The organism is Pseudomonas allokribbensis (genome assembly GCF_014863605.1).
GTDB classification, from domain to species: domain Bacteria; phylum Pseudomonadota; class Gammaproteobacteria; order Pseudomonadales; family Pseudomonadaceae; genus Aquipseudomonas; species Aquipseudomonas allokribbensis.
On sequence record NZ_CP062252.1, the window covers coordinates 1,316,911 to 1,340,195 of the forward strand.

At 60.0% G+C, this 23,285-nt stretch carries 19 protein-coding genes; 16 read left to right on the forward strand and 3 right to left on the reverse strand.

All coding sequences use genetic code 11. From position 1 onward, the window contains the following. The first annotated feature begins 57 nt into the window (after positions 1-57). The 8 genes from dnaE (at position 58) to ispD (ending at position 11,485) form a co-directional block, all read left to right on the forward strand. The gene (gene dnaE, locus IF199_RS05870) at positions 58-3,579 is read left to right on the forward strand and encodes a DNA polymerase III subunit alpha (RefSeq protein WP_096819619.1); all 3,522 of its coding nucleotides are present in this window, start codon (positions 58-60) and stop codon (positions 3,577-3,579) included. 139 nt (positions 3,580-3,718) lie between these two features. Beyond that, positions 3,719-4,666 carry an acetyl-CoA carboxylase carboxyltransferase subunit alpha gene (locus IF199_RS05875; RefSeq protein ID WP_085748116.1) on the forward strand — a complete coding sequence of 316 codons (948 nt, stop codon included), beginning with the start codon at positions 3,719-3,721 and terminating at the stop codon, positions 4,664-4,666. A 133-nt stretch (positions 4,667-4,799) separates the two neighbouring features. Beyond that, entirely contained in the window at positions 4,800-6,128 is a 1,329-nt protein-coding gene (gene tilS, locus IF199_RS05880; RefSeq protein WP_192559907.1) for a tRNA lysidine(34) synthetase TilS, read from the forward strand. Between the two features lie 274 nt (positions 6,129-6,402). Next, positions 6,403-8,034, forward strand: coding sequence for a CTP synthase (locus tag IF199_RS05885; RefSeq protein ID WP_096819617.1), 1,632 nt, complete (start codon positions 6,403-6,405; stop codon positions 8,032-8,034). A 5-nt stretch (positions 8,035-8,039) separates the two neighbouring features. Next, positions 8,040-8,885 carry a 3-deoxy-8-phosphooctulonate synthase gene (gene kdsA / locus IF199_RS05890; protein WP_007954807.1) on the forward strand — a complete coding sequence of 282 codons (846 nt, stop codon included), beginning with the start codon at positions 8,040-8,042 and terminating at the stop codon, positions 8,883-8,885. A 156-nt stretch (positions 8,886-9,041) separates the two neighbouring features. Continuing rightward, positions 9,042-10,331: a phosphopyruvate hydratase gene (gene eno / locus IF199_RS05895; RefSeq protein WP_007954808.1), complete on the forward strand. Its 1,290-nt coding sequence runs from the start codon at positions 9,042-9,044 to the stop codon at positions 10,329-10,331. Between the two features lie 171 nt (positions 10,332-10,502). Further along, on the forward strand, positions 10,503-10,781 hold the full coding sequence (ftsB, locus tag IF199_RS05900) for a cell division protein FtsB (RefSeq protein WP_003222158.1): 279 nt from the start codon (positions 10,503-10,505) through the stop codon (positions 10,779-10,781). Beyond that, positions 10,778-11,485, forward strand: a complete 708-nt coding sequence (gene ispD / locus IF199_RS05905) for a 2-C-methyl-D-erythritol 4-phosphate cytidylyltransferase (protein WP_096819616.1) — start codon at positions 10,778-10,780, stop codon at positions 11,483-11,485. The genes ftsB and ispD overlap by 4 nt, the downstream gene beginning before the upstream one ends. Here ispD and IF199_RS05910 read toward each other — a convergent pair. Beyond that, positions 11,482-12,378 carry a LysR substrate-binding domain-containing protein gene (locus IF199_RS05910; protein ID WP_102621420.1) on the reverse strand — a complete coding sequence of 299 codons (897 nt, stop codon included), beginning with the start codon at positions 12,376-12,378 and terminating at the stop codon, positions 11,482-11,484. The two genes, ispD and IF199_RS05910, sit on opposite strands and share 4 nt — an antisense overlap. Before the next feature lie 115 nt (positions 12,379-12,493). Here IF199_RS05910 and IF199_RS05915 point away from each other — a divergent pair, with 115 nt between their 5' ends. The 8 genes from IF199_RS05915 (at position 12,494) to rpoS (ending at position 19,700) form a co-directional block, all read left to right on the forward strand. After that, positions 12,494-13,606 (forward strand): S-(hydroxymethyl)glutathione dehydrogenase/class III alcohol dehydrogenase, encoded by a 1,113-nt coding sequence (locus IF199_RS05915; RefSeq protein ID WP_065259207.1) that lies wholly within the window; start codon positions 12,494-12,496, stop codon positions 13,604-13,606. Between the two features lie 55 nt (positions 13,607-13,661). Continuing rightward, positions 13,662-14,507, forward strand: a complete 846-nt coding sequence (gene fghA / locus IF199_RS05920; RefSeq protein ID WP_114881646.1) for an S-formylglutathione hydrolase — start codon at positions 13,662-13,664, stop codon at positions 14,505-14,507. A 43-nt stretch (positions 14,508-14,550) separates the two neighbouring features. Continuing rightward, positions 14,551-15,024 (forward strand): 2-C-methyl-D-erythritol 2,4-cyclodiphosphate synthase, encoded by a 474-nt coding sequence (gene ispF, locus IF199_RS05925; RefSeq protein WP_042606995.1) that lies wholly within the window; start codon positions 14,551-14,553, stop codon positions 15,022-15,024. Continuing rightward, on the forward strand, positions 15,021-16,079 hold the full coding sequence (gene truD / locus IF199_RS05930) for a tRNA pseudouridine(13) synthase TruD (RefSeq protein WP_192559908.1): 1,059 nt from the start codon (positions 15,021-15,023) through the stop codon (positions 16,077-16,079). Before ispF ends, truD begins: the two co-directional genes overlap by 4 nt. Beyond that, the gene (gene surE, locus IF199_RS05935) at positions 16,067-16,816 is read left to right on the forward strand and encodes a 5'/3'-nucleotidase SurE (protein WP_096819612.1); all 750 of its coding nucleotides are present in this window, start codon (positions 16,067-16,069) and stop codon (positions 16,814-16,816) included. Before truD ends, surE begins: the two co-directional genes overlap by 13 nt. A 41-nt stretch (positions 16,817-16,857) precedes the next feature. Further along, positions 16,858-17,493 carry a protein-L-isoaspartate(D-aspartate) O-methyltransferase gene (locus tag IF199_RS05940; protein WP_173861377.1) on the forward strand — a complete coding sequence of 212 codons (636 nt, stop codon included), beginning with the start codon at positions 16,858-16,860 and terminating at the stop codon, positions 17,491-17,493. Positions 17,494-17,704: 211 nt separating this feature from the next. Beyond that, positions 17,705-18,586, forward strand: a complete 882-nt coding sequence (locus tag IF199_RS05945) for a peptidoglycan DD-metalloendopeptidase family protein (RefSeq protein ID WP_096819610.1) — start codon at positions 17,705-17,707, stop codon at positions 18,584-18,586. A gap of 106 nt (positions 18,587-18,692) precedes the next feature. Beyond that, the gene (rpoS, locus tag IF199_RS05950; RefSeq protein ID WP_007954831.1) at positions 18,693-19,700 is read left to right on the forward strand and encodes an RNA polymerase sigma factor RpoS; all 1,008 of its coding nucleotides are present in this window, start codon (positions 18,693-18,695) and stop codon (positions 19,698-19,700) included. A gap of 488 nt (positions 19,701-20,188) precedes the next feature. Here rpoS and fdxA read toward each other — a convergent pair whose 3' ends face one another. Both fdxA and mutS read right to left on the reverse strand, forming a co-directional pair. Next, the gene (gene fdxA, locus IF199_RS05955; RefSeq protein ID WP_007908827.1) at positions 20,189-20,512 is read right to left on the reverse strand and encodes a ferredoxin FdxA; all 324 of its coding nucleotides are present in this window, start codon (positions 20,510-20,512) and stop codon (positions 20,189-20,191) included. Positions 20,513-20,675: 163 nt separating this feature from the next. Continuing rightward, entirely contained in the window at positions 20,676-23,258 is a 2,583-nt protein-coding gene (gene mutS, locus IF199_RS05960) for a DNA mismatch repair protein MutS (protein WP_096819609.1), read from the reverse strand. Between the last annotated feature and the right edge of the window lie 27 nt (positions 23,259-23,285).

Sequence of the window (23,285 nt, forward strand, 5' to 3'; positions counted from 1 at the left end):
TTCAGGGCCCGGTACAATCCGGGCCTTGTTGTCTCTATGTAACTGGACAGGATCACTATGCCGGCTTCATTCGTTCATCTACGCCTGCACACTGAATACTCCCTGGTCGACGGGCTGGTGCGGATCAAGCCGCTGGTCAAGGCCCTGACCGGCATGGGCATGCCGGCCGTTGCGGTTACCGACCAGAACAACATGTGTTCGCTGGTCAAATTCTATAAAAACACCATGGGCGCCGGGATCAAGCCGATCTGCGGCGCCGACCTGTGGCTGTCGAACAAGGACCCGGAGGGTCCGCTGAGCCGGATCAGCCTGCTGGTCATGAACGCCCTGGGTTATCGCAACCTGACCGAGCTGATTTCCCGTGGCTTCATCGAAGGTCAGCGCAACGGCATGATCATCATCGAGCGCGAATGGGTCGCCGAGGCCAACGAAGGCCTGATCATGCTGTCCGCCGCGAAAGAAGGCGAAATCGGCATGGCCATGATCGGCGGCAACCCCGCTGAGGCCGAGGTCCTGACGCGCGAATGGATGGCGGTGTTCCCGGATCGTTTCTACCTGGAGATCCAGCGTACCAATCGTCCGAATGACGAAGAACAATTGCACGGCGCAGTGGCCCTGGCCGACAAGCTCGGTGCGCCGCTGGTCGCGACCAACGATGTGCGTTTCATCAAGCAGGAAGACTTCGCCGCCCACGAAACCCGCGTCTGCATCGGTGAGGGCCGGGCCCTTGACGATCCGCGTCGTTCGAAGAACTACAGCGATCAGCAATACCTGAAAAGCGCCGAGGAAATGGCCGAGCTGTTCAGCGACCTGCCGGATGCGGTGGAAAACTCCGTCGAGATCGCCAAGCGCTGCAACATTGAAGTGAAGCTGGGCACGCACTTCTTGCCCAACTTCCCGATCCCCGATGGCATGACCATCGATGAGTATTTCCGCAAGGTGTCCTTCGAAGGTCTGGAAGAGCGGTTAACCGTTCTGCTGCCAAGGGACACGACTGAAGACTACGAAGCCAAGCGGCAGGTCTATGTCGACCGACTGAATTTCGAGCTGGATATCATTATCCAGATGGGGTTCCCCGGTTACTTCCTGATCGTGATGGACTTCATCCAGTGGGCCAAGAACAACGGCGTGCCGGTGGGCCCGGGCCGGGGGTCGGGTGCCGGATCGCTGGTGGCCTATGTGCAGAAGATCACCGACCTCGACCCGCTGGAATACGACCTGCTGTTCGAACGTTTCCTTAACCCGGAACGGGTATCGATGCCCGACTTCGACGTCGACTTCTGCATGGACGGTCGCGACCGCGTGATCGACTACGTGGCCGAAAAATACGGCCGTAACGCCGTGAGCCAGATCATCACCTTCGGTTCCATGGCGGCGAAAGCTGTGGTGCGGGATGTGGCGCGGGCGCAGGGCAAGTCGTTCGGTCTGGCGGATCGCCTGTCGAAGATGATTCCGTTCGAAGTCGGCATGACCCTGGAAAAAGCCTACGAGCAGGAAGAAATCCTGCGCGATTTCATCAAGGTCGATGAAGAAGCGGCGGAAATCTGGGAGATGGCGCGCAAGCTCGAAGGCGTTGTGCGTAACGTCGGCAAGCACGCCGGTGGTGTGGTGATCGCACCGACCAAGCTGACCGACTTCTCGCCGATCTATTGCGACGAGGCTGGCGACGGCCTGGTAACCCAGTTTGACAAGGATGACGTCGAGGCGGCCGGTCTGGTGAAGTTCGACTTCCTCGGCCTGCGAACGCTGACGATCATCGACTGGGCGCTGAAAACCATCAACCGCGACCGCGCCAAGGTCAACGAACCGCCGCTGGATATCGCGTTCATCCCGCTGGATGACAAGCCGACTTATCAGCTGCTGCAAAAAGCTGAAACCACCGCGGTGTTCCAGCTTGAATCCCGCGGCATGAAAGAGCTGATCAAAAAGCTCAAGCCCGACTGCCTGGAAGACTTGATCGCACTGGTGGCCCTGTTCCGTCCGGGCCCGCTGCAATCGGGCATGGTGGATGACTTCATCAACCGTAAGCACGGTCGCGCCGAACTGGCCTATCCGCACTCGGATTACCAGTACGAGGGCCTCAAGCCCGTCCTGGCACCGACTTACGGCATCATCTTGTATCAGGAACAGGTGATGCAGATTGCCCAGGTCATGGCCGGTTACACCCTCGGTGGTGCGGACATGCTGCGGCGGGCCATGGGTAAGAAAAAGCCCGAGGAAATGGCCAAGCAGCGCGGCGGCTTCATTGAAGGTTGCGCCACCAACAATATCGACGCGGACCTTGCCGGTAACATTTTCGACCTGGTAGAGAAATTCGCCGGTTACGGATTCAACAAATCCCACTCCGCCGCCTACGGCCTGGTGTCGTACCAGACCGCCTGGCTGAAGGCTCACTACCCGGCGCCGTTCATGGCCGCGGTACTGTCGGCGGATATGCACAACACCGACAAGGTCGTGACCTTGATCGAAGAAGTGCGCACGATGAAGCTGCGCCTCGACGCGCCGGACGTGAATACCTCGGAGTTCAAGTTCACGGTGAACGACGAAGGGCGCATCGTGTATGGCCTGGGCGCGATCAAAGGCGTCGGCGAAGGCCCGGTGGAAGCGATCACCGAGGCCCGCCAGGCCGGCCCGTTCAAGGACCTGTTCGACTTCTGTGCCCGGGTCGACCTCAAACGCATCAACAAGCGTACGCTGGACGGCTTGATCCGTAGCGGCGCGCTGGATCGCCTCGGCCCGTACTTCCATGACGAGCAAAAGGCTTATCAGGCCAACATCGACCGCAACCGTGCCGTACTGCTGGCGGCGATGGAGGAGGCGATCAAGTCGGCCGAGCAGACTGCGCGCACCCGCGACAGTGGCCATGCCGACCTGTTCGGCGGGCTGTTCGTCGAGGAAGATGCGGACGTTTACGCACTGCATCGCAAGGCCAAGGAACTGACCCTCAAGGAACGTCTCAAGGGTGAAAAAGACACCCTTGGCCTGTACCTGACCGGCCACCCGATCGACGAATACGAAGGTGAAATTCGCCGTTTCGCCCGCCAGCGCATCATCGACCTGAAACCGGCCCGGGATACCCAGACCGTGGCGGGGATGATCATTGCCCTGCGTGTGATGAAGAACAAAAAAGGCGACAAGATGGGCTTCATCACCCTCGACGACCGCTCCGGGCGGATCGAGGCGTCACTGTTCGCCGAGGCGTTCCACTCCGCGCAATCGCTGCTGCAGACCGATGCGATGGTGGTGGTCGAAGGCGAAGTCAGCAACGATGACTTCTCCGGCGGCCTGCGCCTGCGGGTCAAGCGGGTGATGAGCATGGAAGATGCGCGCACCAACCTGGCCGAGAGCCTGCGCCTGAAGTTGCAGACCCAGGACCTGAAAGGCGATCAACTACGCTGGTTGGGTGATTTGCTCAAGCGTCACCGCGGGGCGTGCCCGATCACCATGGAATACACCAGCCCTGATGCGAAGACCTTGCTGCAGTTTGGCGAGACCTGGCGGATCGACCCGGCGGATGCCTTGATTCAAGCCCTGCGTGACCAGTTCGGGCGAGACAACGTCTTCCTCCAATACCGTTGACCGGCAGGTGATATCAAACCGCCTGCCCGCAACCTGAATTTTTAATCTCGACCTTAGCGCGCCTCTCCCTTAAGGTAGGGCGCGAATAGACAACCGGCCGGCCCAAGCTCACTTGGGACACGACCCTAGACGGACGCCTATGAACCCGAATTTTCTAGATTTCGAACAGCCGATCGCCGACCTGCAAGCCAAGATCGAAGAGTTGCGCTTGGTCGGTAATGACAATTCGCTGAATATCGGCGATGAGATCTCCCGCCTGCAGGACAAGAGCAAAACGCTCACCGAAGACATTTTCGGCAAGCTGACCAGCTGGCAGATCGCACGTCTGGCGCGTCACCCGAAACGTCCATACACCCTGGACTACATCGAGCACATCTTCACCGAGTTCGACGAACTGCACGGTGATCGTCACTTCTCCGACGACGCGGCCATTGTGGGCGGCGTGGCACGTCTGGAAGACCAGCCAGTGATGGTGATCGGTCATCAGAAGGGCCGTGAAGTGCGCGAAAAGGTACGCCGCAACTTCGGCATGCCGCGCCCGGAAGGCTACCGCAAGGCTTGCCGCCTGATGGAGATGGCCGAGCGCTTCAAGATGCCGATCCTGACCTTCATCGACACCCCGGGTGCCTACCCTGGCATCGACGCTGAAGAGCGCAACCAGAGCGAAGCGATCGCCTGGAACCTGCGCGTCATGGCTCGTCTGAAAACCCCAATCATCGCCACCGTGATCGGTGAAGGTGGTTCCGGCGGCGCGCTGGCGATCGGTGTCTGCGACCAGCTGAACATGCTGCAGTACTCGACCTACGCGGTGATCTCGCCGGAAGGTTGCGCTTCGATTCTGTGGAAAACCGCAGAAAAGGCGCCGGATGCCGCTGAAGCGATGGGCATCACCGCCGAGCGTCTGAAAGGTCTGGGCATCGTCGACAAAGTGATTGGCGAGCCTCTGGGCGGCGCCCACCGTGATCCGGCGGCTGCCGCGGCATCGATCCGCGCCGAGCTGAGCTCGCAACTGGCGATGCTGAAGAAGTTCGACAACGAAGCGCTGCTCAAGCGTCGTTACGATCGTCTGATGAGCTACGGCCTCTAAGTCGACCGCGCAATACCCGATGTGGGAGCGAGCCTGCTCGCGATGAGGGGTAACATTCAACCAATGCGTTGGCTGTTACACCGCTATCGCGAGCAGGCTCGCTCCCACATTTGATTTGTGCCAAGGGAAAGAAATGGATCAGTCGACGATTGATTTGCCTTCCAGGCTTTTGCGCCATCTCAAGCCCTGGCTCGGTGCTTCCCATTGGCGCATCGCCTACTCGGGTGGACTCGATTCCACCGTCCTGCTGCACCTTCTGGCCAGTCTCGCCAAAACCGAATCCCTTCCGGCGCTAGGCGCCATCCATGTCCATCACGGCCTTCAGGCTGCGGCCGACGCGTGGCCGGCGCATTGTCAGGCGGTCTGCGATGAGCTGGCGGTGTCGTTGCAGGTGGTGCGTGTGCAGGTGCAGCCGGGGGCGAGCCTGGAGCGGGCGGCGCGGGATGCGCGTTATGCGGCGTTCAGTGCGGCGATTCAGGCCAACGATGTGTTATTGACCGGACAACACCGCGATGATCAGGCTGAAACGCTGCTGTTTCGTCTGTTGCGCGGCGCCGGGGTCCGAGGCCTCTCCGGCATGCCGGCGCAACGAGCGTTGGGGCAGGGCAGTCTGGTTCGGCCCTTGCTCGACGTCACGCGGGCCGAGCTGGAAGTCTATGCGCGGGACCATGGCCTGCGCTGGGTAGAGGATCCGTCGAATCAGGATCGACAGTTCTCGCGCAATTACCTGCGCCATCAGGTCATGCCGCTGCTGACCGGTCGCTGGCCGCAGGCTCACGCCAGCATGGCCCGCAGTGCGGCACATTTGCGTGAGGCGCAAGGTTTGCTCGATGAGCTGGCGCAGATTGATCTGGCTCAAGCGACCTTGTCCGATGATTTCGAGTGGCTGGGTTTGCCATCGCTGGCGTTTGCGGCCATCGCCGGGTTGTCCGATGCCCGCCAGAGAAATGCACTCAGTCATTGGCTGGAACCGCTCACCCGACTGCCGGATACCGACCATTGGTCGGGTTGGCTCGATTTGCGTGATGCCGGCAACGATGCCTCGCCGGTCTGGCGTCTGGCGGATGGCGAGCTGCACCGCAGCGCCGGTCGTCTGTGGTGGCTCAGCGGGCAATGGTTGCGCGCGCCAGTGGTCAGCAGCGACTGGCATGACCCTTCGCTGGCGCTACGCTTGCCCGATAACGGGCGTGTCATGTTCAGCGGTCAGACTCCCGCAGGGCCGCTGCGCATCCACTATCGGCTGGGCGGCGAGGTGATGCATCTGGCGGATCGCGGTCATCGCGATCTCAAGCGCCTGCTCAATGAACGTGCGGTGCCGGGCTTCGTGCGTGGCAGATTGCCGCTGCTGTTTCGCGGTGAGGAATTGCTTGCCGTGGCGAACCTGCCGGGGCTTGATGGCAACGTGCAGGAAGGCTGGCAATTGCATTGGGTGCCTTTTGATGAAGATCAAGGTTTGAGCTGAAGGGGGCATTCCGGTAGACTACGCTCCCTTCTTGATACAACTTCTGTGGATTCGCCTGAATTGCAGGAGTTGCCGATTACCAAGCAGTCTTTGCTGGGCGATTCCAAAAAATGTGTAGCGAGCAACGTACCGGTGTTTTCACTTCCGGTCTGTCCCAACGCGGCGGTTTTTTTGAAAGGTGCACTGTGATTAATGCAGGTGATCGGGGGCTTCGGCCTTCCTTCGCTTTCCCCGGCGGCTCGGACCGCTTTAACGCAGACTTCTAGGGTTTTTCATGACGCGCTACATATTCGTCACGGGCGGTGTTGTTTCTTCTTTGGGGAAAGGCATTGCATCGGCTTCATTGGCGGCCATCCTGGAGGCGCGGGGGCTTAAGGTCACCATGCTGAAGCTGGATCCGTACATCAACGTCGACCCGGGCACCATGAGCCCGTTCCAGCACGGTGAAGTGTTCGTCACCCACGACGGCGCCGAGACCGACCTGGACCTGGGCCACTACGAGCGGTTCATCCGCACGACCATGACCCAGAACAACAACTTCACCACTGGCCGTGTCTACGAGCACGTGCTGCGCAAAGAGCGCCGTGGTGACTACCTGGGTGCAACCATCCAGGTGATTCCGCACATCACCGACGAAATCAAGCGTCGCATCATCAAGGGCGCCGGCGATGCCGACGTGGCCCTGGTGGAAATCGGCGGTACCGTTGGCGATATCGAATCGCAACCGTTCCTCGAAGCCATCCGCCAGCTGCGTGTGGAAGTCGGTTCCAAGCGCGCGATGCTGATGCACCTGACTCTGGTTCCGTACATCGCCACCGCTGGCGAGACCAAGACCAAGCCGACCCAGCACTCCGTAAAAGAGCTGCGTTCGATCGGCCTGCAGCCAGACGTGCTGATCTGCCGCTCCGACCATCCGGTGGATGTGTCGTCGCGTCGCAAGATCGCGCTGTTCACCAACGTTGAAGAGCGTGCGGTGATCTCCCTGGAAGACGTCGACACCATCTACAAGATCCCGGCCGTGCTGCACGCTCAGGGTCTGGACGATTTCGTCGTCGAGCGTTTCGGCCTGCAATGCAATGGCGCCGACCTTTCCGAGTGGGAAAAGGTCGTCGATGCCAAGCTCAATCCAGAGCACGAAGTCACCATCGCGATGGTCGGCAAGTACATGGAGCTGCTGGACGCCTACAAGTCGCTGATCGAAGCGATGAGTCACGCCGGCATCACCAACCGCACCAAGGTCAACCTGCGCTACATCGATTCCGAAGACATCGAGAACCAGGGCACCGCGCTGCTGGAAGGCGTCGACGCGATCCTCGTACCGGGCGGCTTCGGTCTGCGTGGCGTGGAAGGCAAGATCACTGCCGTTCAATACGCTCGCGAAAACAAGGTTCCATACCTGGGTATCTGCCTGGGCATGCAAGTGGCGGTCATCGAGTTCGCCCGTAACGTGATGGGCTGGAAAGACGCCAACTCCACCGAGTTCGATCGTGCCAGCGGCCATCCGGTTGTCGGTCTGATCACCGAGTGGGAAGACGCCACCGGTGCAGTCGAAACCCGTACCGAATCGTCCGATCTGGGCGGCACCATGCGCCTCGGCGCTCAGGAATGCCTGCTCGAAGCCGGCTCCAAGGTGCACGACTGCTACGGCAAGGATGTGATTGTCGAGCGTCACCGTCACCGTTACGAAGTGAACAACAACCTGCTGCCGCAAATCATCGAGGCCGGCCTGAAGATTTCCGGTCGCTCCGCTGATGCTGCGCTGGTTGAAGTGGTCGAAGCACCGGATCATCCATGGTTCGTCGCTTGCCAGTTCCACCCAGAGTTCACCTCGACGCCTCGCGATGGCCATCCGCTGTTCAGCGGCTTCGTCAAAGCGGCATTGGCTCAACACCAGAAGAAGGCGTAACCCCGATGGCACAGAAGATTATCCGCGTCGGCGACATCGAGATTGCCAACGACAAACCCATGGTGCTGTTCGGCGGCATGAACGTGCTGGAAAGCCGTGACATGGCCATGCAGGTTTGCGAAGAGTACGTGAAGGTCACCGAAAAACTCGGTATCCCTTACGTGTTCAAGGCCAGTTTCGACAAGGCCAACCGTTCTTCTGTGACCTCCTATCGCGGTCCTGGCCTGGAAGAGGGCATGCGCATCTTCCAGGACATCAAACAAGCCTTCGGCGTACCGATCATCACCGACGTCCACGAGCCTGACCAGGCCGCGGTCGTCGCTGAGGTCTGCGACATCATCCAGCTGCCGGCCTTCCTGTCGCGCCAGACCGACCTCGTGGTCGCCATGGCCAAGACCAATGCCGTCATCAACATCAAGAAAGCCCAGTTCCTCGCGCCTCAGGAAATGAAACACATCCTGAACAAGTGTGTGGAAGCGGGTAACGATCAACTGATCCTCTGCGAGCGCGGTTCGAGCTTCGGCTACAACAACCTCGTGGTCGACATGCTCGGCTTCGGCATCATGAAGCAGTTCGAGTACCCGGTGTTCTTCGACGTGACCCATTCGCTGCAAATGCCGGGCGGTCGTTCCGACTCCGCCGGTGGTCGCCGCGCCCAGGTCACCGACCTGGCCAAGGCTGGCATGAGCCAGTCGCTGGCGGGCCTGTTCCTCGAAGCGCATCCGGATCCGGACAACGCCAAATGCGACGGCCCTTGCGCCTTGCGTCTGGACAAACTGGAGCCATTCCTGGCCCAGCTCAAAGCCCTGGACGAACTGGTGAAGAGTTTTCCGACGGTAGAAACCGCGTAAACCTCAATTCTCCGGTAAAGTACCGCACGATTTGTCGCTCATGCCCTCGGGTATGAGCGTTGTCGTCTGCAAGCTGCCCGCTGCACACCACTTGCCGACGGTAAAAAGATTTCCTCTAGCTGCGTCGTTTTCGTCAACTTTGGAGTGTTTACAACAATGGCAAAAATCGTCGACATCAAAGGTCGTGAAGTTCTCGACTCCCGTGGCAATCCCACCGTGGAAGCGGACGTGCTTCTCGACAACGGCATCATCGGCAGCGCTTGCGCGCCGTCCGGTGCATCCACTGGCTCGCGTGAAGCGCTCGAGCTGCGTGATGGCGACAAGAGCCGTTACCTGGGCAAGGGCGTGCTCAAGGCGGTAGCCAACATCAACGGTCCGATCCGCGATCTGCTGCTGGGCACCGACCCAAGCGACCAGAAAGCCCTGGACCACGCGATGATCAAGCTTGACGGTACCGAAAACAAAGCGACCCTGGGCGCCAACGCCATCCTCGCCGTCTCCCTGGCTGCGGCCAAGGCTGCTGCGCAGGATCAGGACCTGCCGCTGTACGCACACATCGCCAACCTGAACGGCACTCCGGGTGTGTACTCGATGCCGGTTCCGATGATGAACATCATCAACGGTGGCGAACACGCCGACAACAACGTCGACATCCAGGAATTCATGGTTCAGCCGGTTGGCGCCAAGTCTTTCTCGGAAGGTCTGCGCATGGGCACCGAGATTTTCCATCACCTGAAAGCTGTTCTGAAGGCCCGTGGCCTGAGCACTGCTGTCGGTGACGAAGGCGGTTTCGCGCCGAACCTGGCGTCCAACGAAGACGCACTGAAAGTGATCTCCGAAGCTGTTGCCAACGCCGGTTACAAGCTGGGCACCGACGTGACCCTGGCTCTGGACTGCGCAGCCAGCGAATTCTTCGAAGACGGCAAGTACAACCTGTCCGGCGAAGGCCAGGTATTCACCGCTGAAGGTTTCGCCGACTACCTGAAAGGTCTGACCGAGCGTTACCCGATCATTTCGATCGAAGACGGTCTGGACGAGTCCGACTGGGCTGGCTGGAAGATCCTCACCGACAAGATCGGCGAGAAGACCCAACTGGTCGGCGACGACCTGTTCGTGACCAACACCAAGATCCTGAAAGAAGGCATCGATAAAAAGATCGCCAACTCGATCCTGATCAAGTTCAACCAGATCGGCACCCTGACCGAAACCCTGGAAGCCATCCAGATGGCCAAGGCTGCCGGTTACACCGCCGTGATCTCGCACCGTTCGGGCGAAACCGAAGATTCGACCATTGCCGACCTGGCGGTGGGTACTTCGGCTGGCCAGATCAAGACCGGTTCGCTGTGCCGTTCCGATCGCGTTTCCAAGTACAACCAACTGCTGCGTATCGAAGAGCAGTTGAATGGCAAAGCCAAGTACAACGGTCGCTCCGAGTTTCGCGGTTAAGTTGTAGATGGTAAAAAGACACCGGATTGTGTCGGAAAAGTCGTGACAGCGATGGATTTGCCACTAATCTGATGCCTTATATGCACAAGCCTGGATATTCCAGGCTTCGTGCTATCAGATGCTTCAAAGTTTTGGCGTGGCTGTCTTTTTTCACTGGATACCTGATATTCGATGCGCAGTCCTTACTGGTTGTTTCTCGTCTTGCTCTTGCTGCTGGCCGGTCTGCAGTACCGCCTGTGGGTGGGCAATGGCAGTCTGGCGCAAGTTGCCGAACTGAATCAGCAGATTGCTGATCAGCACGCCGAGAACGAAGCCTTGCTGGAGCGCAACCGGGTGATGGACGCTGAAGTCAGTGAGTTGAAGAAAGGCATGGAGACCGTTGAAGAGCGGGCTCGTCACGAACTGGGCATGGTCAAGGACGGCGAAACCCTTTACCAGTTGGCCCAATGATCGATTCCCTGCCGGCCTTCTGGGCCGTGATTCCTGCCGCGGGCGTCGGTGCCCGTATGGCCGCGGACCGTCCCAAGCAATACCTGCAACTGGGCGGGCGCACAATTCTCGAACACAGCCTCGGCTGTTTCCTCGATCACCCGAGCCTCAAGGGCCTGGTGGTCAGTCTTGCTGTCGATGATCCTTATTGGCCGAACCTGGCTTGCGTCAGCGATCCGCGGATTCAGCGGGTCGAGGGTGGCGCCGAGCGTTCAGGTTCGGTGCTCAACGCTTTGCTGCACCTGCACGCGCAAGGTGCTGACGACGAGGACTGGGTGCTGGTGCACGATGCGGCACGGCCCAATCTGAGCCGTGACGATCTCGATAAACTGCTGGCTGAGCTGGCGAACGATCCGGTCGGTGGCTTGCTGGCCGTGCCGGCGCGCGACACCCTGAAACGGGTCGACAAGCACGGTCGAGTGGTCGAAACCGTGGATCGCAGCGTGATCTGGCAGGCCTACACGCCGCAGATGTTCCGCCTCGGAGCACTGCACCGCGCACTGGCGGACAGTCTGGTGGCCGATGCGCTGATCACCGATGAAGCCTCGGCGATGGAGTGGGCCGGGTTGGCGCCGCGCCTGATCGAGGGTCGCGCGGATAACCTGAAAGTCACCCGCCCGGAAGACCTCGAATGGTTGCGCCAGCGCTGGGCCAACCGTCGTTAAATCCGATACTCCGGCCGTTCGGCCAAGCCTTCCTTGAGAAAATCCACCAGTTTGCGCACCTTCGGCGACAAGTGCCGTTGTTGCGGATACAACGCCCACACCGCCGTATTCGGCGGTTGATGCGCCTCCAGCAGCGAAATCAACGCACCGCTGTGCAGGTGCTCCAGCACGTAATAGTCCGGCAACTGACACAGACCGACGCCTTGTAGCGCCGCATCCAGCACCGCTTGCCCACTGTTGCAGCGCCAGTTTCCCTGTACCCGCTGGGAAAATTCCCGCCCGTTCTGTTCCAGTTGCCAGATATCCGAGCTGCCGATCAGGCAGTTGTGCCGGCTCAGTTCCGACAAACTGTGTGGCCGACCATATCGTTCGAGGTAGGACGGCGACGCGCAGAGGTACATGCGCCGCGGTGCCAGCCGGGTCGCCACCAACCGAGAATCCTGAAGACGCCCGAGGCGGATCGCCAGATCCAGGCCTTCGTGCACCAGATCGAGCTGCCGGTTGGTCAGCTCTATATCGATGCGCAGCTGCGGATAGTGCCCCATGAATCGCGTCACCAGCGGCACGATGAAGCGCTCGCCGTAGGCCACGGCGCAGGTCATGCGCAGCATGCCTTTGGGTTCGCTGGTCAGGTCGCCGACTGCACGCAGTGCTTCTTCGCGACCATCCTGCAGACGCTGGCAATGTTGCAGGAAGGTCTGGCCGGCTTCGGTCAAGGTGACACGCCGGGTGCTGCGATACAGCAGTCGTGTCTGCAGTCGCTCTTCGAGTCGTACGATTTGTCGACTGACATGCGAGGAAGAAACACCCAGGCGTTCGGCGGCGGCGGTGAACTGGCTGCACTCGGCAACGGCGACGAACTCGTCGATGCCTTCCCAGCGATTTTCGGACATGGGGATTATCCCTGTATGGCAATAATGTTTTGCTTTTGTCCGGATTATTCATCAGTCAGCGCTGGACTACACTCCCTGTCTGGTTTTTATTCAATGGATTCACTGGAGAGTCAGCATGATCAAGTCGCGCGCCGCCGTTGCCTTCGAGGCCAAGAAGCCGCTGGAAATCGTAGAAGTCGATGTCGCCATGCCCAAGGCCGGTGAAGTGTTGCTGCGTGTGGTGGCTTCCGGGGTTTGCCACACCGACGCCTACACCCTGTCCGGTGCTGACCCGGAAGGTATCTTCCCGTCGATCCTCGGCCACGAAGGTGGTGCCATCGTTGAAGCGATCGGCGAGGGCGTGACCTCGGTGGCCGTCGGCGACCACGTGATTCCGCTGTACACCCCGGAATGCGGCCAGTGCAAGTTCTGCAAATCGGGCAAGACCAACCTGTGTCAGGCGATTCGCGCCACTCAGGGCAAGGGCCTGATGCCGGATGGCACTTCGCGCTTTTCCTACAAGGGCCAAACGATTTTCCACTACATGGGTACCTCGACGTTCTCCGAGTACACCGTGCTGCCGGAAATCTCCGTGGCCAAGATCTCCAAGGATGCACCGCTGGAAAAGGTCTGCCTGCTCGGTTGCGGCGTGACCACCGGTATCGGTGCAGTGATCAACACCGCCAAGGTCAAACCGGGTGACACCGTGGCCATCTTCGGTCTCGGCGGCATCGGTCTGTCGGCCGTGATTGGTGCAGTGAAGGCCAAGGCCTCGCGCATCATTGCCATCGACATCAACCCGGCCAAGTTCGAAATCGCCAGGCAACTGGGCGCTACCGACTGCGTGAACCCGAAAGATTTCGATCGTCCGATCCAGGAAGTGATCGTCGACATGACCGATGGCGGCGTCGACTTCTCCTTCGAATGCATCGGCAACGTGCAATTGATGCGTGCGGCCCTCGAGTGCTGCCATAAAGGCTGGGGCGAGTCGGTGATCATCGGTGTTGCCGGTGCGGGCCAGGAAATCGCCACCCGTCCGTTCCAGTTGGTGACCGGTCGCGTCTGGCGCGGTTCGGCGTTCGGCGGCGTGCGTGGCCGTACCGAGTTGCCAAGCTACGTCGACATGGCCCAAAGCGGCGAAATCCCGCTGGATACGTTCATCACCCATACCATGGGCCTGGAAGACATCAACAAGGCGTTCGATCTGATGCACGAAGGCAAGAGCATCCGCACCGTCATTCATTTCTGATCAATCGCGATGCCACGGCAGCCAATGTGCAGCCGTGGCTGCGTAGGAGTCCTACATGAGTCTGGAAAACATCTCCTGTCAGAAGAGTTTCGGCGGTTGGCACAAGCGCTATCGCCATCGTTCCGATGTGTTGGGCTGCGACATGGTGTTCGCCGTGTACCTGCCGCCGCAGGCAGAGCAGGGCGGCAAGCTGCCGGTGCTGTACTGGTTATCGGGCCTGACGTGCACGGACGAGAACTTCATGCAGAAGGCCGGCGCCATGCGCATGGCGGCTGAACTGGGATTGATCATCGTGGCGCCGGACACCAGTCCCCGTGGCGCCGATGTACCGGGTGATCCGGATGGCGCGTGGGATTTCGGCCTCGGTGCCGGGTTCTATCTGAATGCCACGCAGGAACCGTGGTCGCGGCACTATCGGATGCATGACTATGTCGTGCAGGAATTGCCTTCACTGGTTGAAGCGCATTTCCCGGCTTCGGACAAGCGCAGCATCAGTGGCCATTCCATGGGCGGTCACGGTGCATTGGTCTGTGCATTGCGCAACCCTGGGCGTTACCAATCGGTGTCGGCGTTTTCGCCGATCAACAATCCGATGGATTGCCCGTGGGGCCAGAAGGCATTTTCCCGTTATCTGGGCGAAGACCGTTCGAAATGGCGCGAGTGGGATGCCTGTGCGCTGATCGCCGAGGCGGACGAAAAACTGCCATTGCTGGTCGATCAGGGTGACCGCGACGATTTCCTTGCCACCCAGCTCAAGCCGGAAGCGCTGCAACAAGCGGCAAAACAGGCGGGTCATCCACTGACGTTGCGCCTGCAACCGGGCTACGACCACAGCTATTTCTTCATTGCGAGCTTCATTGACGACCACTTGCAGCATCACGCACGCGCCCTCAAGGGCTAATGCAGGTAGAATCACGCCCTGACAAAATTCGGGGCGTTTTTTTATGCGTATTGGCCACGGCTATGATGTGCACCGTTTCGCTGAAGGCGATTTCATTACTCTGGGCGGCGTGCGAATCGCACACGGCTTCGGGCTGCTCGCTCACTCCGACGGTGACGTCCTGCTGCATGCCTTGAGCGACGCCTTGCTCGGCGCGGCTGCGCTGGGTGATATCGGCAAGCACTTCCCGGACACCGACCCGCAATTCAAGGGCGCCGACAGCCGAGTGCTGTTGCGTCATGTGGTCAGCCTGATCCACGCCAAAGGCTGGAAAATCGGCAACGTCGACAACACCATCGTTGCCCAGGCACCGAAAATGGCCCCCCATATCGAATCGATGCGCGCGCTGATTGCCGCGGATCTGCAAGTAGAACTGGATCAAGTGAACGTGAAAGCCACCACCACCGAGAAGCTCGGCTTCGTCGGTCGCGAAGAAGGCATCGCCGTGCATTCCGTTGCCTTGTTGCTGCGCGCATGAACGAACTGCAATTGCTCGGCCCACGGGCCTATGGCGACGCGCTCGGCACCGCGGTACTGAAAGCCATCGCCGAAGATTTCCAGGTCGATGAAGTCCTCGACATTCCGTTCAGCGGTGACGGCGAGCACCTGTGGATCTGGGTGGAAAAGCGCGGTCTGAACACCGAAGAAGCGGCACGCCGCATTGCCAAGGCGGCCGGTGTGCCGTTGCGCACGGTCAGCTATGCCGGCCTTAAAGACCGTCAGGCGCTGACACGTCAGTGGTTCAGCGTGCAACTGCCGGGCAAGGCCGATCCGGATCTGTCGGCGGCGGAAAACGACACGCTGAAGATCCTCAAGACCACTCGCCACAAGCGCAAGCTGCAACGCGGCGCGCATTCGGCCAATGGTTTCACCTTGCGCCTGACCCAGCTCAATGGCGACAAGGCTGCCATCGACGAGCGCCTGCAACTGATTGCCAAGCAAGGTATCCCGAACTACTTCGGCGCCCAGCGTTTTGGCCATGACGGTGGTAACGTCGTCGACGCTCGGTCATGGGCGGCGCGCAAGGCCCTGCCGGAGCAGCGCAATGTACGTTCGCGCCTGCTGTCGACTGCACGCAGCTTTCTGTTCAACCAGGTGCTGGCGGCACGAGTGGCTGATGGCACCTGGCAGCGCGCCCAGGTCGGCGATCTGCTGGCGTTCACCGACAGCCGCAGCTTTTTCCCGGCAGGTGAAGCCGAGTGCAGCGACCCGCGCCTGGCGATTCTCGATCTGCATCCGACCGGTCCGCAGTGGGGCGAAGGTGACTCACCGGCCGCCGGCGCTGTCCATGATCTGGAGCAGGCAATCGCCGCAGGCGAGGCGGATCTGCGCGATTGGTTGATTAATGCCGGTATGAGCCACGAACGTCGCATCCTTCGACTGCCCATTGGCGGGTTGACGTGGCATTATCCCGAGCCTGACATTCTGCAACTGGAATTCGTCCTCCCGGCCGGATGCTTCGCCACCGTATTGGTGCGCGAACTCGTTGATCTGGTGCCGGTGGGGCAGACGGACAGCCCATGCGTATTCTGATTTCTAACGACGATGGGGTAACCGCACCCGGTCTTGCCGCGCTTTATGCTGCGCTGGCGGATTACACCGAATGCGTGGTTATCGCCCCGGAACAGGACAAGAGCGGTGCCAGCAGTTCGCTGACGCTGGATCGTCCGCTGCACCCGCAATACCTGGCCAACGGTTTCATCAGTCTCAACGGCACGCCGACCGACTGTGTGCACTTGGGGCTCAATGGTTTGCTGGAGCGCGAGCCGGACATGGTGGTTTCGGGCATCAACCTCGGCGCCAACCTGGGCGACGACGTGTTGTATTCCGGGACAGTGGCGGCGGCCCTTGAAGGCCGCTTTCTCGAACGCCCATCGTTTGCCTTCTCGCTGGCCTCCCGGCAGGTGGACAATCTGCCCACCGCTGCCTACTTTGCGCGCAAACTGGTTGAGGCCCACGCCGGGCTCGATCTGCCACCGCGCACGGTACTGAACGTGAACATTCCCAATCTGCCCATCGATCATATTCGCGGCATTCAGCTGACTCGCCTGGGGCATCGCGCCCGTGCGGCAGCGCCGATGAAAGTGGTCGATCCCCGTGGCAAGGCCGGTTACTGGATTGCCGCCGCCGGCGATGCGGAAGACGGCGGGCCGGGCACTGATTTCCATGCGGTGATGCAGGGCTACGTTTCCATCACTCCGTTGCAGCTCGATCGCACCTTCAATGATGCCTTCAGAAATCTCGACGGCTGGCTGGAGGGGCTCAACTGATGGCTCGTGAACAAGACGACCGGTTGCGCAGCGGCATCGGGATGACCTCCCAGCGCACCCGTGAACGCCTGATTCAGCGGTTATATGAAGAAGGCTTGTCCAACGCCAATGTGCTGGAAGTGATCCGTCGTACGCCGCGTCATCTGTTTGTCGATGAAGCGCTGGCGCACCGGGCCTATGAAGACACGGCGCTGCCGATCGGCCACAACCAGACCATCTCCCAGCCTTATATGGTCGCGCGCATGAGCGAGTTGCTGCTCGAGGCGGGGCCGCTGGACAAGGTGCTGGAGATCGGCACCGGTTCCGGTTACCAGACGGCGGTGTTGTCGCAACTGGTCGAGCGGGTGTTCTCTGTCGAGCGGATCAAGGTGCTGCAGGATCGGGCCAAGGAGCGTCTGGTCGAACTCAACCTGCGCAACGTGGTGTTCCGCTGGGGCGATGGCTGGGAAGGGTGGCCGGCGCTGGCGCCTTATAACGGCATCATCGTCACGGCCGTGGCGACCGATGTGCCACAGGCCTTGCTCGATCAACTGGCGCCCGGCGGTCGGCTGGTGATTCCGGTCGGTTCCGGAGAAGTGCAGCAATTGATGCTGATCGTGCGCGAAGAAAACGGCTTCTCCCGACACGTTCTCGGGGCGGTTCGCTTCGTGCCATTGCTCAACGGGCCGCTGGCCTGAGCATTTGTTTGCCGGCGCTGAATTCCTTGCGAGAGCGCCTGTCTTACAGCGGCATCGATTGTTTAAACAGGATTTATCGTCCATGAGCAAACGTGTGCGTCGAGCGATATCGCTTCATTAAAGGTAAAGCCTGTTTCGCCCGTTATACTTGCGAAGTTACATGCCGGAATCGGCATTCCACATTTTTCAGCCACCACAAAGGGAGCGGCGGGTGAGTCTCACAGTCATTGCGCAGCGTATGGGTAACACGAGCTTTCAGCGCCTGGTGACTGGCCTTGTCTTGAGCACCTTGCTGGTCGGTTGCTCCAGCACCAAATCGAGCAACGTGCGGGTCGTCGATCGCAACAATGCGGTGGCCCAGCGTCCTACAGTGACGACCGGGCAGTACGTAGTCCGTCCGGGTGACACCATGTTTTCGATCGCGTTTCGCTACGGCTGGGACTACAAAGCCCTCGCTGCCCGGAACAATATTCCTACGCCGTACACGATCCATCCGGGTCAGACGATTCGCTTCGATGGCCGCCCTGGTTCAACGTCGACCGCGGTGGTGAGCAACAGCGGTTCTGCGCCGTCTTCGTCGAGCAAAACCACGATAATCCGGCGCCAGGCGAATGGCACGACGACCACCACAACCACCGGTTCCGGGGCGACTTCTGCGGCCGTTGTACCGTCCGTCGCCAACAAGCCGGCACCGGCTCCATTGCCTCCACCGGGCCCGGCCCCGACCGGCTGGGGATGGCCATCTAATGGCATTCTGATTGGTAAATTCTCTTCAAACGGTAGTTTGAATAAAGGAATTGATATCGCCGGGGATTTGGGACAGCCTGTTTTAGCTGCGTCTGATGGGACGGTGGTTTACGCCGGGAGTGGCTTAAGGGGCTACGGCGAATTAGTCATCATCAAACACAGCGAAACCTACGTCAGTGCTTACGGACACAACCGTCGGCTGTTGGTACGGGAGGGGCAGCAGGTCAAAGTCGGACAGACAATTGCCGAAATGGGGTCAACGGGTACAGACCGGGTGAAACTGCATTTTGAGATTCGCCGACAAGGTAAACCTGTAGATCCGCTGCAGTTCCTGCCAAGACGTTGATTTGCAGACCAGCCTGTTCCGTCGCGTAGAGGGGACAGGCTCCAGCGTTGCCAAGGATAAAGGCGTCGCTTGAGCTTGGGGTCGAACTCACCAAAGGACTATAACAATGGCTCTCAGTAAAGAAGTGCCGGAGTTTGACATCGACGATGAGGTTCTCCTGATGGAGACCGGCATCGATTCGGATTCGATGTCGAATGATGAAGGGGCTGCTCCACCTTCCGTTCGTGCCAAATCCAAACACTCCGCTTCACTTAAGCAACACAAGTACATCGACTACACCCGGGCACTCGATGCCACGCAGCTGTACCTCAACGAAATCGGCTTTTCCCCATTGCTCTCCCCGGAAGAGGAAGTTCATTTTGCGCGCTTGTCGCAAAGTGGCGATCCCGCCGGGCGCAAGCGCATGATTGAAAGTAACCTGCGGCTGGTGGTCAAAATCGCCCGGCGTTACGTCAATCGGGGGCTGTCGCTGCTGGATCTGATCGAAGAGGGCAACCTCGGGCTGATCCGCGCGGTGGAAAAGTTCGATCCCGAGCGCGGCTTCCGCTTCTCGACCTACGCGACCTGGTGGATCCGTCAGACCATCGAGCGCGCGATCATGAATCAGACCCGGACCATCCGGCTGCCGATCCATGTGGTCAAGGAGCTCAACGTGTACCTGCGGGCTGCACGGGAGCTGACGCAAAAACTCGATCACGAACCTTCACCTGAAGAAATCGCCAACCTGCTGGAAAAACCGGTGGGCGAGGTCAAGCGCATGCTGGGCCTGAACGAGCGGGTTTCTTCGGTCGACGTCTCGCTGGGTCCGGATTCGGATAAAACCCTGCTGGACACCCTCACGGATGACCGTCCGACCGATCCATGCGAACTGCTGCAGGACGACGATCTGTCGCAGAGCATCGATCAATGGCTCTCGGAGCTGACCGACAAGCAACGCGAAGTGGTGGTACGCCGCTTCGGCCTGCGCGGTCACGAGAGCAGCACGCTGGAAGATGTAGGCCTGGAGATCGGCCTGACCCGGGAACGGGTGAGACAGATCCAGGTGGAAGGCCTCAAGCGCCTACGTGAAATCCTCGAGAAAAACGGCCTGTCGAGCGAGTCGCTGTTTCAATAAGCGCCTTGCGTGATCGCCACAAAAAGCCCCGACTGGTTCGGGGCTTTTTGTTTTCTGCGGCAAAGCGGTTTGCTTCCCCGGGTTTGTAGTCTCGCGTTGTAAGCCCTGGCTTACTCTTTCGTAAGTGTTCGCTATTTTTACACTGCGGCAGACGCCCATTGTGCTTGCTGAATACGTTCAACTGATTGATTTGTATGGTTATTTTTAAATATTAAGTGCTTATGACAGCGTGTTTTAGCTGAGCAGGCCGGTTGCGGCTGTCAGGGAAATCTCTAGTATCTGGGTTGTGTCGACGGACAGACACGCCCTTCAAGGAAGAGGGGAATGGACATCGCAGGACGCGATTCATCAGGACGATGAAAAGGAACACAGGGAATAGGGAAAAAATGTGGGCGGGTCAAACCGCCCCTTTTTTTTGCCTGAAGAAAAGCAAAACCCGGAAAAGCAAAAAGGCCCGCAAGGGGCCTTTTCTTCAAACGCGGGACAGATCAGCGTTCGAGGTCTTTGATCTTGCCTTTGACGCCATCCCACTCTTCGGCATCCGGCAGTGATTCTTTCTTCTCGGTGATGTTCGGCCAGATCTCCGCCAGCTCGACGTTCAGTTGAATGAACTCTTGCATCTCTTCCGGGACTTCATCCTCGGAGAAAATGGCTACGGCCGGGCATTCTGGTTCGCACAGGGCGCAGTCGATGCACTCATCCGGGTGAATCACCAGGAAGTTCGGGCCTTCGTAAAAGCAGTCCACCGGACAGACTTCTACGCAGTCGGTGTACTTGCACTTGATGCAGTTGTCGGTGACGACGAAGGTCATTTCTAATTTTCTCCTCAGGCGGCGGCAGCGTTGCCCCTTCACGGTTGGGGTCGCCAGGTTCGGGAGCGATGTCTGCCAGCCAGGCTATTAGCCAGCAGCATCCCAAACCGCGCGAGATTCTAACAGCTTGAAGCCTTTTGCGTTATATCCGGTTCGTCGGTGCTTAGATCCGGTTCTTTAGTGCATAGAGCATTTCGAGCGCACGGCGCGGTGTCATGTCGTCTATGTCCAGTTTAGCCAACTCATCCAGCACCGGATGCGGCAGGCTGGCGAACATGTCGCTTTGTTGCGGCGTCGCCGGTTTGCCCTTGGCGGCCGGCTTAGGCGCTTCATGCGGCAAAGCAGTGTCTTCCAGGCGGCTCAGGTGCTCACGGGCGCGCACGATCACTTCGCTCGGCACACCCGCCAGTTGCGCCACGGCCAGACCATAACTCTGGCTGGCCGGCCCCGGCAGCACGTGGTGCAGGAACACGATGCGTTCGTTGTGCTCGGTTGCATTGAGGTGCACGTTGGCCACCAAGGGCTCGGCTTCCGGCAGCACGGTCAGTTCGAAATAGTGCGTGGCAAACAGCGTGTAGGCGCGCAGGTGCGCCAGTCGCTCGGCTGCCGCCCAGGCCAGGGACAGACCGTCGAACGTGCTGGTGCCGCGACCCACTTCGTCCATCAGCACCAGGCTGCGCTCGGTGGCGTTGTGCAGAATGTTGGCGGTTTCGCTCATTTCCACCATGAAGGTCGAGCGCCCGCCGGCCAGGTCGTCGCTGGAACCGATCCGGGTGAAGATCCGGTCCACCAGCGACAGTTCGCAGCTGGCCGCCGGCACGAAGCTGCCGATATGGGCCAGCAGCACGATCAGTGCAGTCTGGCGCATATAGGTGGATTTACCACCCATGTTCGGGCCGGTGATCACCAGCATGCGGGTGTTGTCATCCAGGCTCAGGTCGTTGGCCACGAACGGCGTGGTCAGTACCTGCTCGACCACCGGGTGACGACCCTGAGTAATGCGCATGCACGGTTCGCTGACGAAGGTCGGGCAATTCAGGTCGAGGTTCAGTGCTCGTTCGGCAAGGTTGCTCAGCACATCCAGTTCAGCCAGCGCGCCAGCGGTGTCCTGCAACGGCGGCAACTGACTGATCAGATCTTCCAGCAGCGCTTCGTAGAGCATTTTTTCGCGAGCCAGGGCGCGGCTCTTGGCCGACAACGCCTTGTCTTCGAACTCTTTCAGCTCAGGTGTGATGAAGCGCTCGGCACCCTTGAGGGTCTGCCGACGGATGTAGTCCGCCGGTGCCGATTCAGCCTGCTTGCTCGGCAATTCAATGAAGTAGCCGTGGATGCGGTTGTAGCCGACTTTCAGGTTGGCCAGGCCGGTACGAGCCTTTTCCCGGGCTTCCAGATCGATCAGGAACTGACCGGCGTTTTCGCTCAGCGATTGCAGCTCGTCGAGTTCGCTGTCGTAGCCGGTTTTCAGCACACCGCCGTCACGGATCACCGCCGGCGGGTTGTCGATGATGGCTTTTTCCAGCAGCGCCGCCAGTTCCGGGTAAGTGCTGGTGGTGGTTGCCAGACGTTGCAGATGCGGCGCTTCCAGGTCGGTCATCGCCACTTGCAGTTCAGGCAGGGCGCCGAGTGCATCACGCAGGCGAGCGAGGTCGCGAGGACGGGCATTGCGCAGGCCGATCCGCGCCAGAATCCGCTCGATGTCGCCGATTTCCTTGAGCTGCGGTTGCAGGCTTTCAAAGCGATAGCGGTCAAGCAGGCAAGTGATCGAGGTCTGGCGTGCGAGCAGCACGGTCAGGTCGCGTAGCGGACGGTTCAGCCAACGGGTCAGCAAGCGGCTGCCCATGGCGGTCTGGCAACGGTCGACAACCGATTGCAGGGTGTTGTCGCGGCCACCGGCCAGGTTGGTGTCGAGTTCCAGGTTGCGGCGGCTGGCGCCGTCCAGCACCACGGTGTCGTCCAGCCGTTCATGACGCAGGCTGCGCAGGTGGGGCAGGGCGGTACGCTGGGTTTCCTTGGCGTACGCCAACAGGCAACCGGCGGCGCCGATGGCCAGGGTCAACGTTTCGCAGCCGAAGCCTTTCAGATCCTGAGTGGAGAATTGCTGGCAAAGGCTTTTCAGCGCCGAATCACGCTCGAAATCCCACGGTGCGCGGCGACGCACGCCACGGCGTTTTTCCGCCGGCAGATCCTTTGGCCAGTCATCCGGGATCAACAGTTCGACCGGGTTGACCCGCTCAAGCTCCGCCAGCAGGTTTTCCCAGCCCTTGATCTCAAGCACCGTGAAGTTGCCGCTGGTGATGTCCAGTACCGCCAGACCGAACAGGCGCTCGTCCCCCAGCACCGCCGCGATCAGGTTGTCGCGACGCTCATCGAGCAGCGCCTCGTCGCTGACCGTGCCCGGGGTGATGATCCGCACCACCTGACGTTCCACCGGGCCCTTGCTGGTGGCTGGGTCGCCGACCTGCTCGCAGATCACGACCGACTCGCCGAGCTTGACCAGTTTCGCCAGATAGCCTTCCGCGGCGTGATACGGAATCCCGCACATCGGAATAGCCTGCCCCGCCGATTGCCCACGGGCAGTCAGGGTGATGTCCAGCAACTTGGCCGCCTTCTTCGCGTCTTCGTAGAAGATCTCGTAGAAGTCGCCCATGCGGTAGAACATCAGCTGGTCCGGGTGCTGATTCTTCAGGCGCCAGTACTGCTGCATCATCGGAGTGTGGGAGGACAGGTCGGAGACGGCTTTATTCATCGGATTGTCAGGTAACTCGTTGGAAGG

Excerpts from the sequence above, each read along its gene's own strand:
- dnaE (WP_096819619.1), top strand. The coding sequence starts at position 58 with ATGCCGGCTTCATTCGTTCATCTACGCCTGCACACTGAATACTCCCTG.
- IF199_RS05875 (WP_085748116.1), top strand. The coding sequence starts at position 3,719 with ATGAACCCGAATTTTCTAGATTTCGAACAGCCGATCGCCGACCTGCAA.
- tilS (WP_192559907.1), top strand. The coding sequence starts at position 4,800 with ATGGATCAGTCGACGATTGATTTGCCTTCCAGGCTTTTGCGCCATCTC.
- IF199_RS05885 (WP_096819617.1), top strand. The coding sequence starts at position 6,403 with ATGACGCGCTACATATTCGTCACGGGCGGTGTTGTTTCTTCTTTGGGG.
- kdsA (WP_007954807.1), top strand. The coding sequence starts at position 8,040 with ATGGCACAGAAGATTATCCGCGTCGGCGACATCGAGATTGCCAACGAC.
- eno (WP_007954808.1), top strand. The coding sequence starts at position 9,042 with ATGGCAAAAATCGTCGACATCAAAGGTCGTGAAGTTCTCGACTCCCGT.
- ftsB (WP_003222158.1), top strand. The coding sequence starts at position 10,503 with ATGCGCAGTCCTTACTGGTTGTTTCTCGTCTTGCTCTTGCTGCTGGCC.
- ispD (WP_096819616.1), top strand. The coding sequence starts at position 10,778 with ATGATCGATTCCCTGCCGGCCTTCTGGGCCGTGATTCCTGCCGCGGGC.
- IF199_RS05910 (WP_102621420.1), bottom strand. The coding sequence starts at position 12,378 with ATGTCCGAAAATCGCTGGGAAGGCATCGACGAGTTCGTCGCCGTTGCC.
- IF199_RS05915 (WP_065259207.1), top strand. The coding sequence starts at position 12,494 with ATGATCAAGTCGCGCGCCGCCGTTGCCTTCGAGGCCAAGAAGCCGCTG.
- fghA (WP_114881646.1), top strand. The coding sequence starts at position 13,662 with ATGAGTCTGGAAAACATCTCCTGTCAGAAGAGTTTCGGCGGTTGGCAC.
- ispF (WP_042606995.1), top strand. The coding sequence starts at position 14,551 with ATGCGTATTGGCCACGGCTATGATGTGCACCGTTTCGCTGAAGGCGAT.
- truD (WP_192559908.1), top strand. The coding sequence starts at position 15,021 with ATGAACGAACTGCAATTGCTCGGCCCACGGGCCTATGGCGACGCGCTC.
- surE (WP_096819612.1), top strand. The coding sequence starts at position 16,067 with ATGCGTATTCTGATTTCTAACGACGATGGGGTAACCGCACCCGGTCTT.
- IF199_RS05940 (WP_173861377.1), top strand. The coding sequence starts at position 16,858 with ATGACCTCCCAGCGCACCCGTGAACGCCTGATTCAGCGGTTATATGAA.
- rpoS (WP_007954831.1), top strand. The coding sequence starts at position 18,693 with ATGGCTCTCAGTAAAGAAGTGCCGGAGTTTGACATCGACGATGAGGTT.
- fdxA (WP_007908827.1), bottom strand. The coding sequence starts at position 20,512 with ATGACCTTCGTCGTCACCGACAACTGCATCAAGTGCAAGTACACCGAC.
- mutS (WP_096819609.1), bottom strand. The coding sequence starts at position 23,258 with ATGAATAAAGCCGTCTCCGACCTGTCCTCCCACACTCCGATGATGCAG.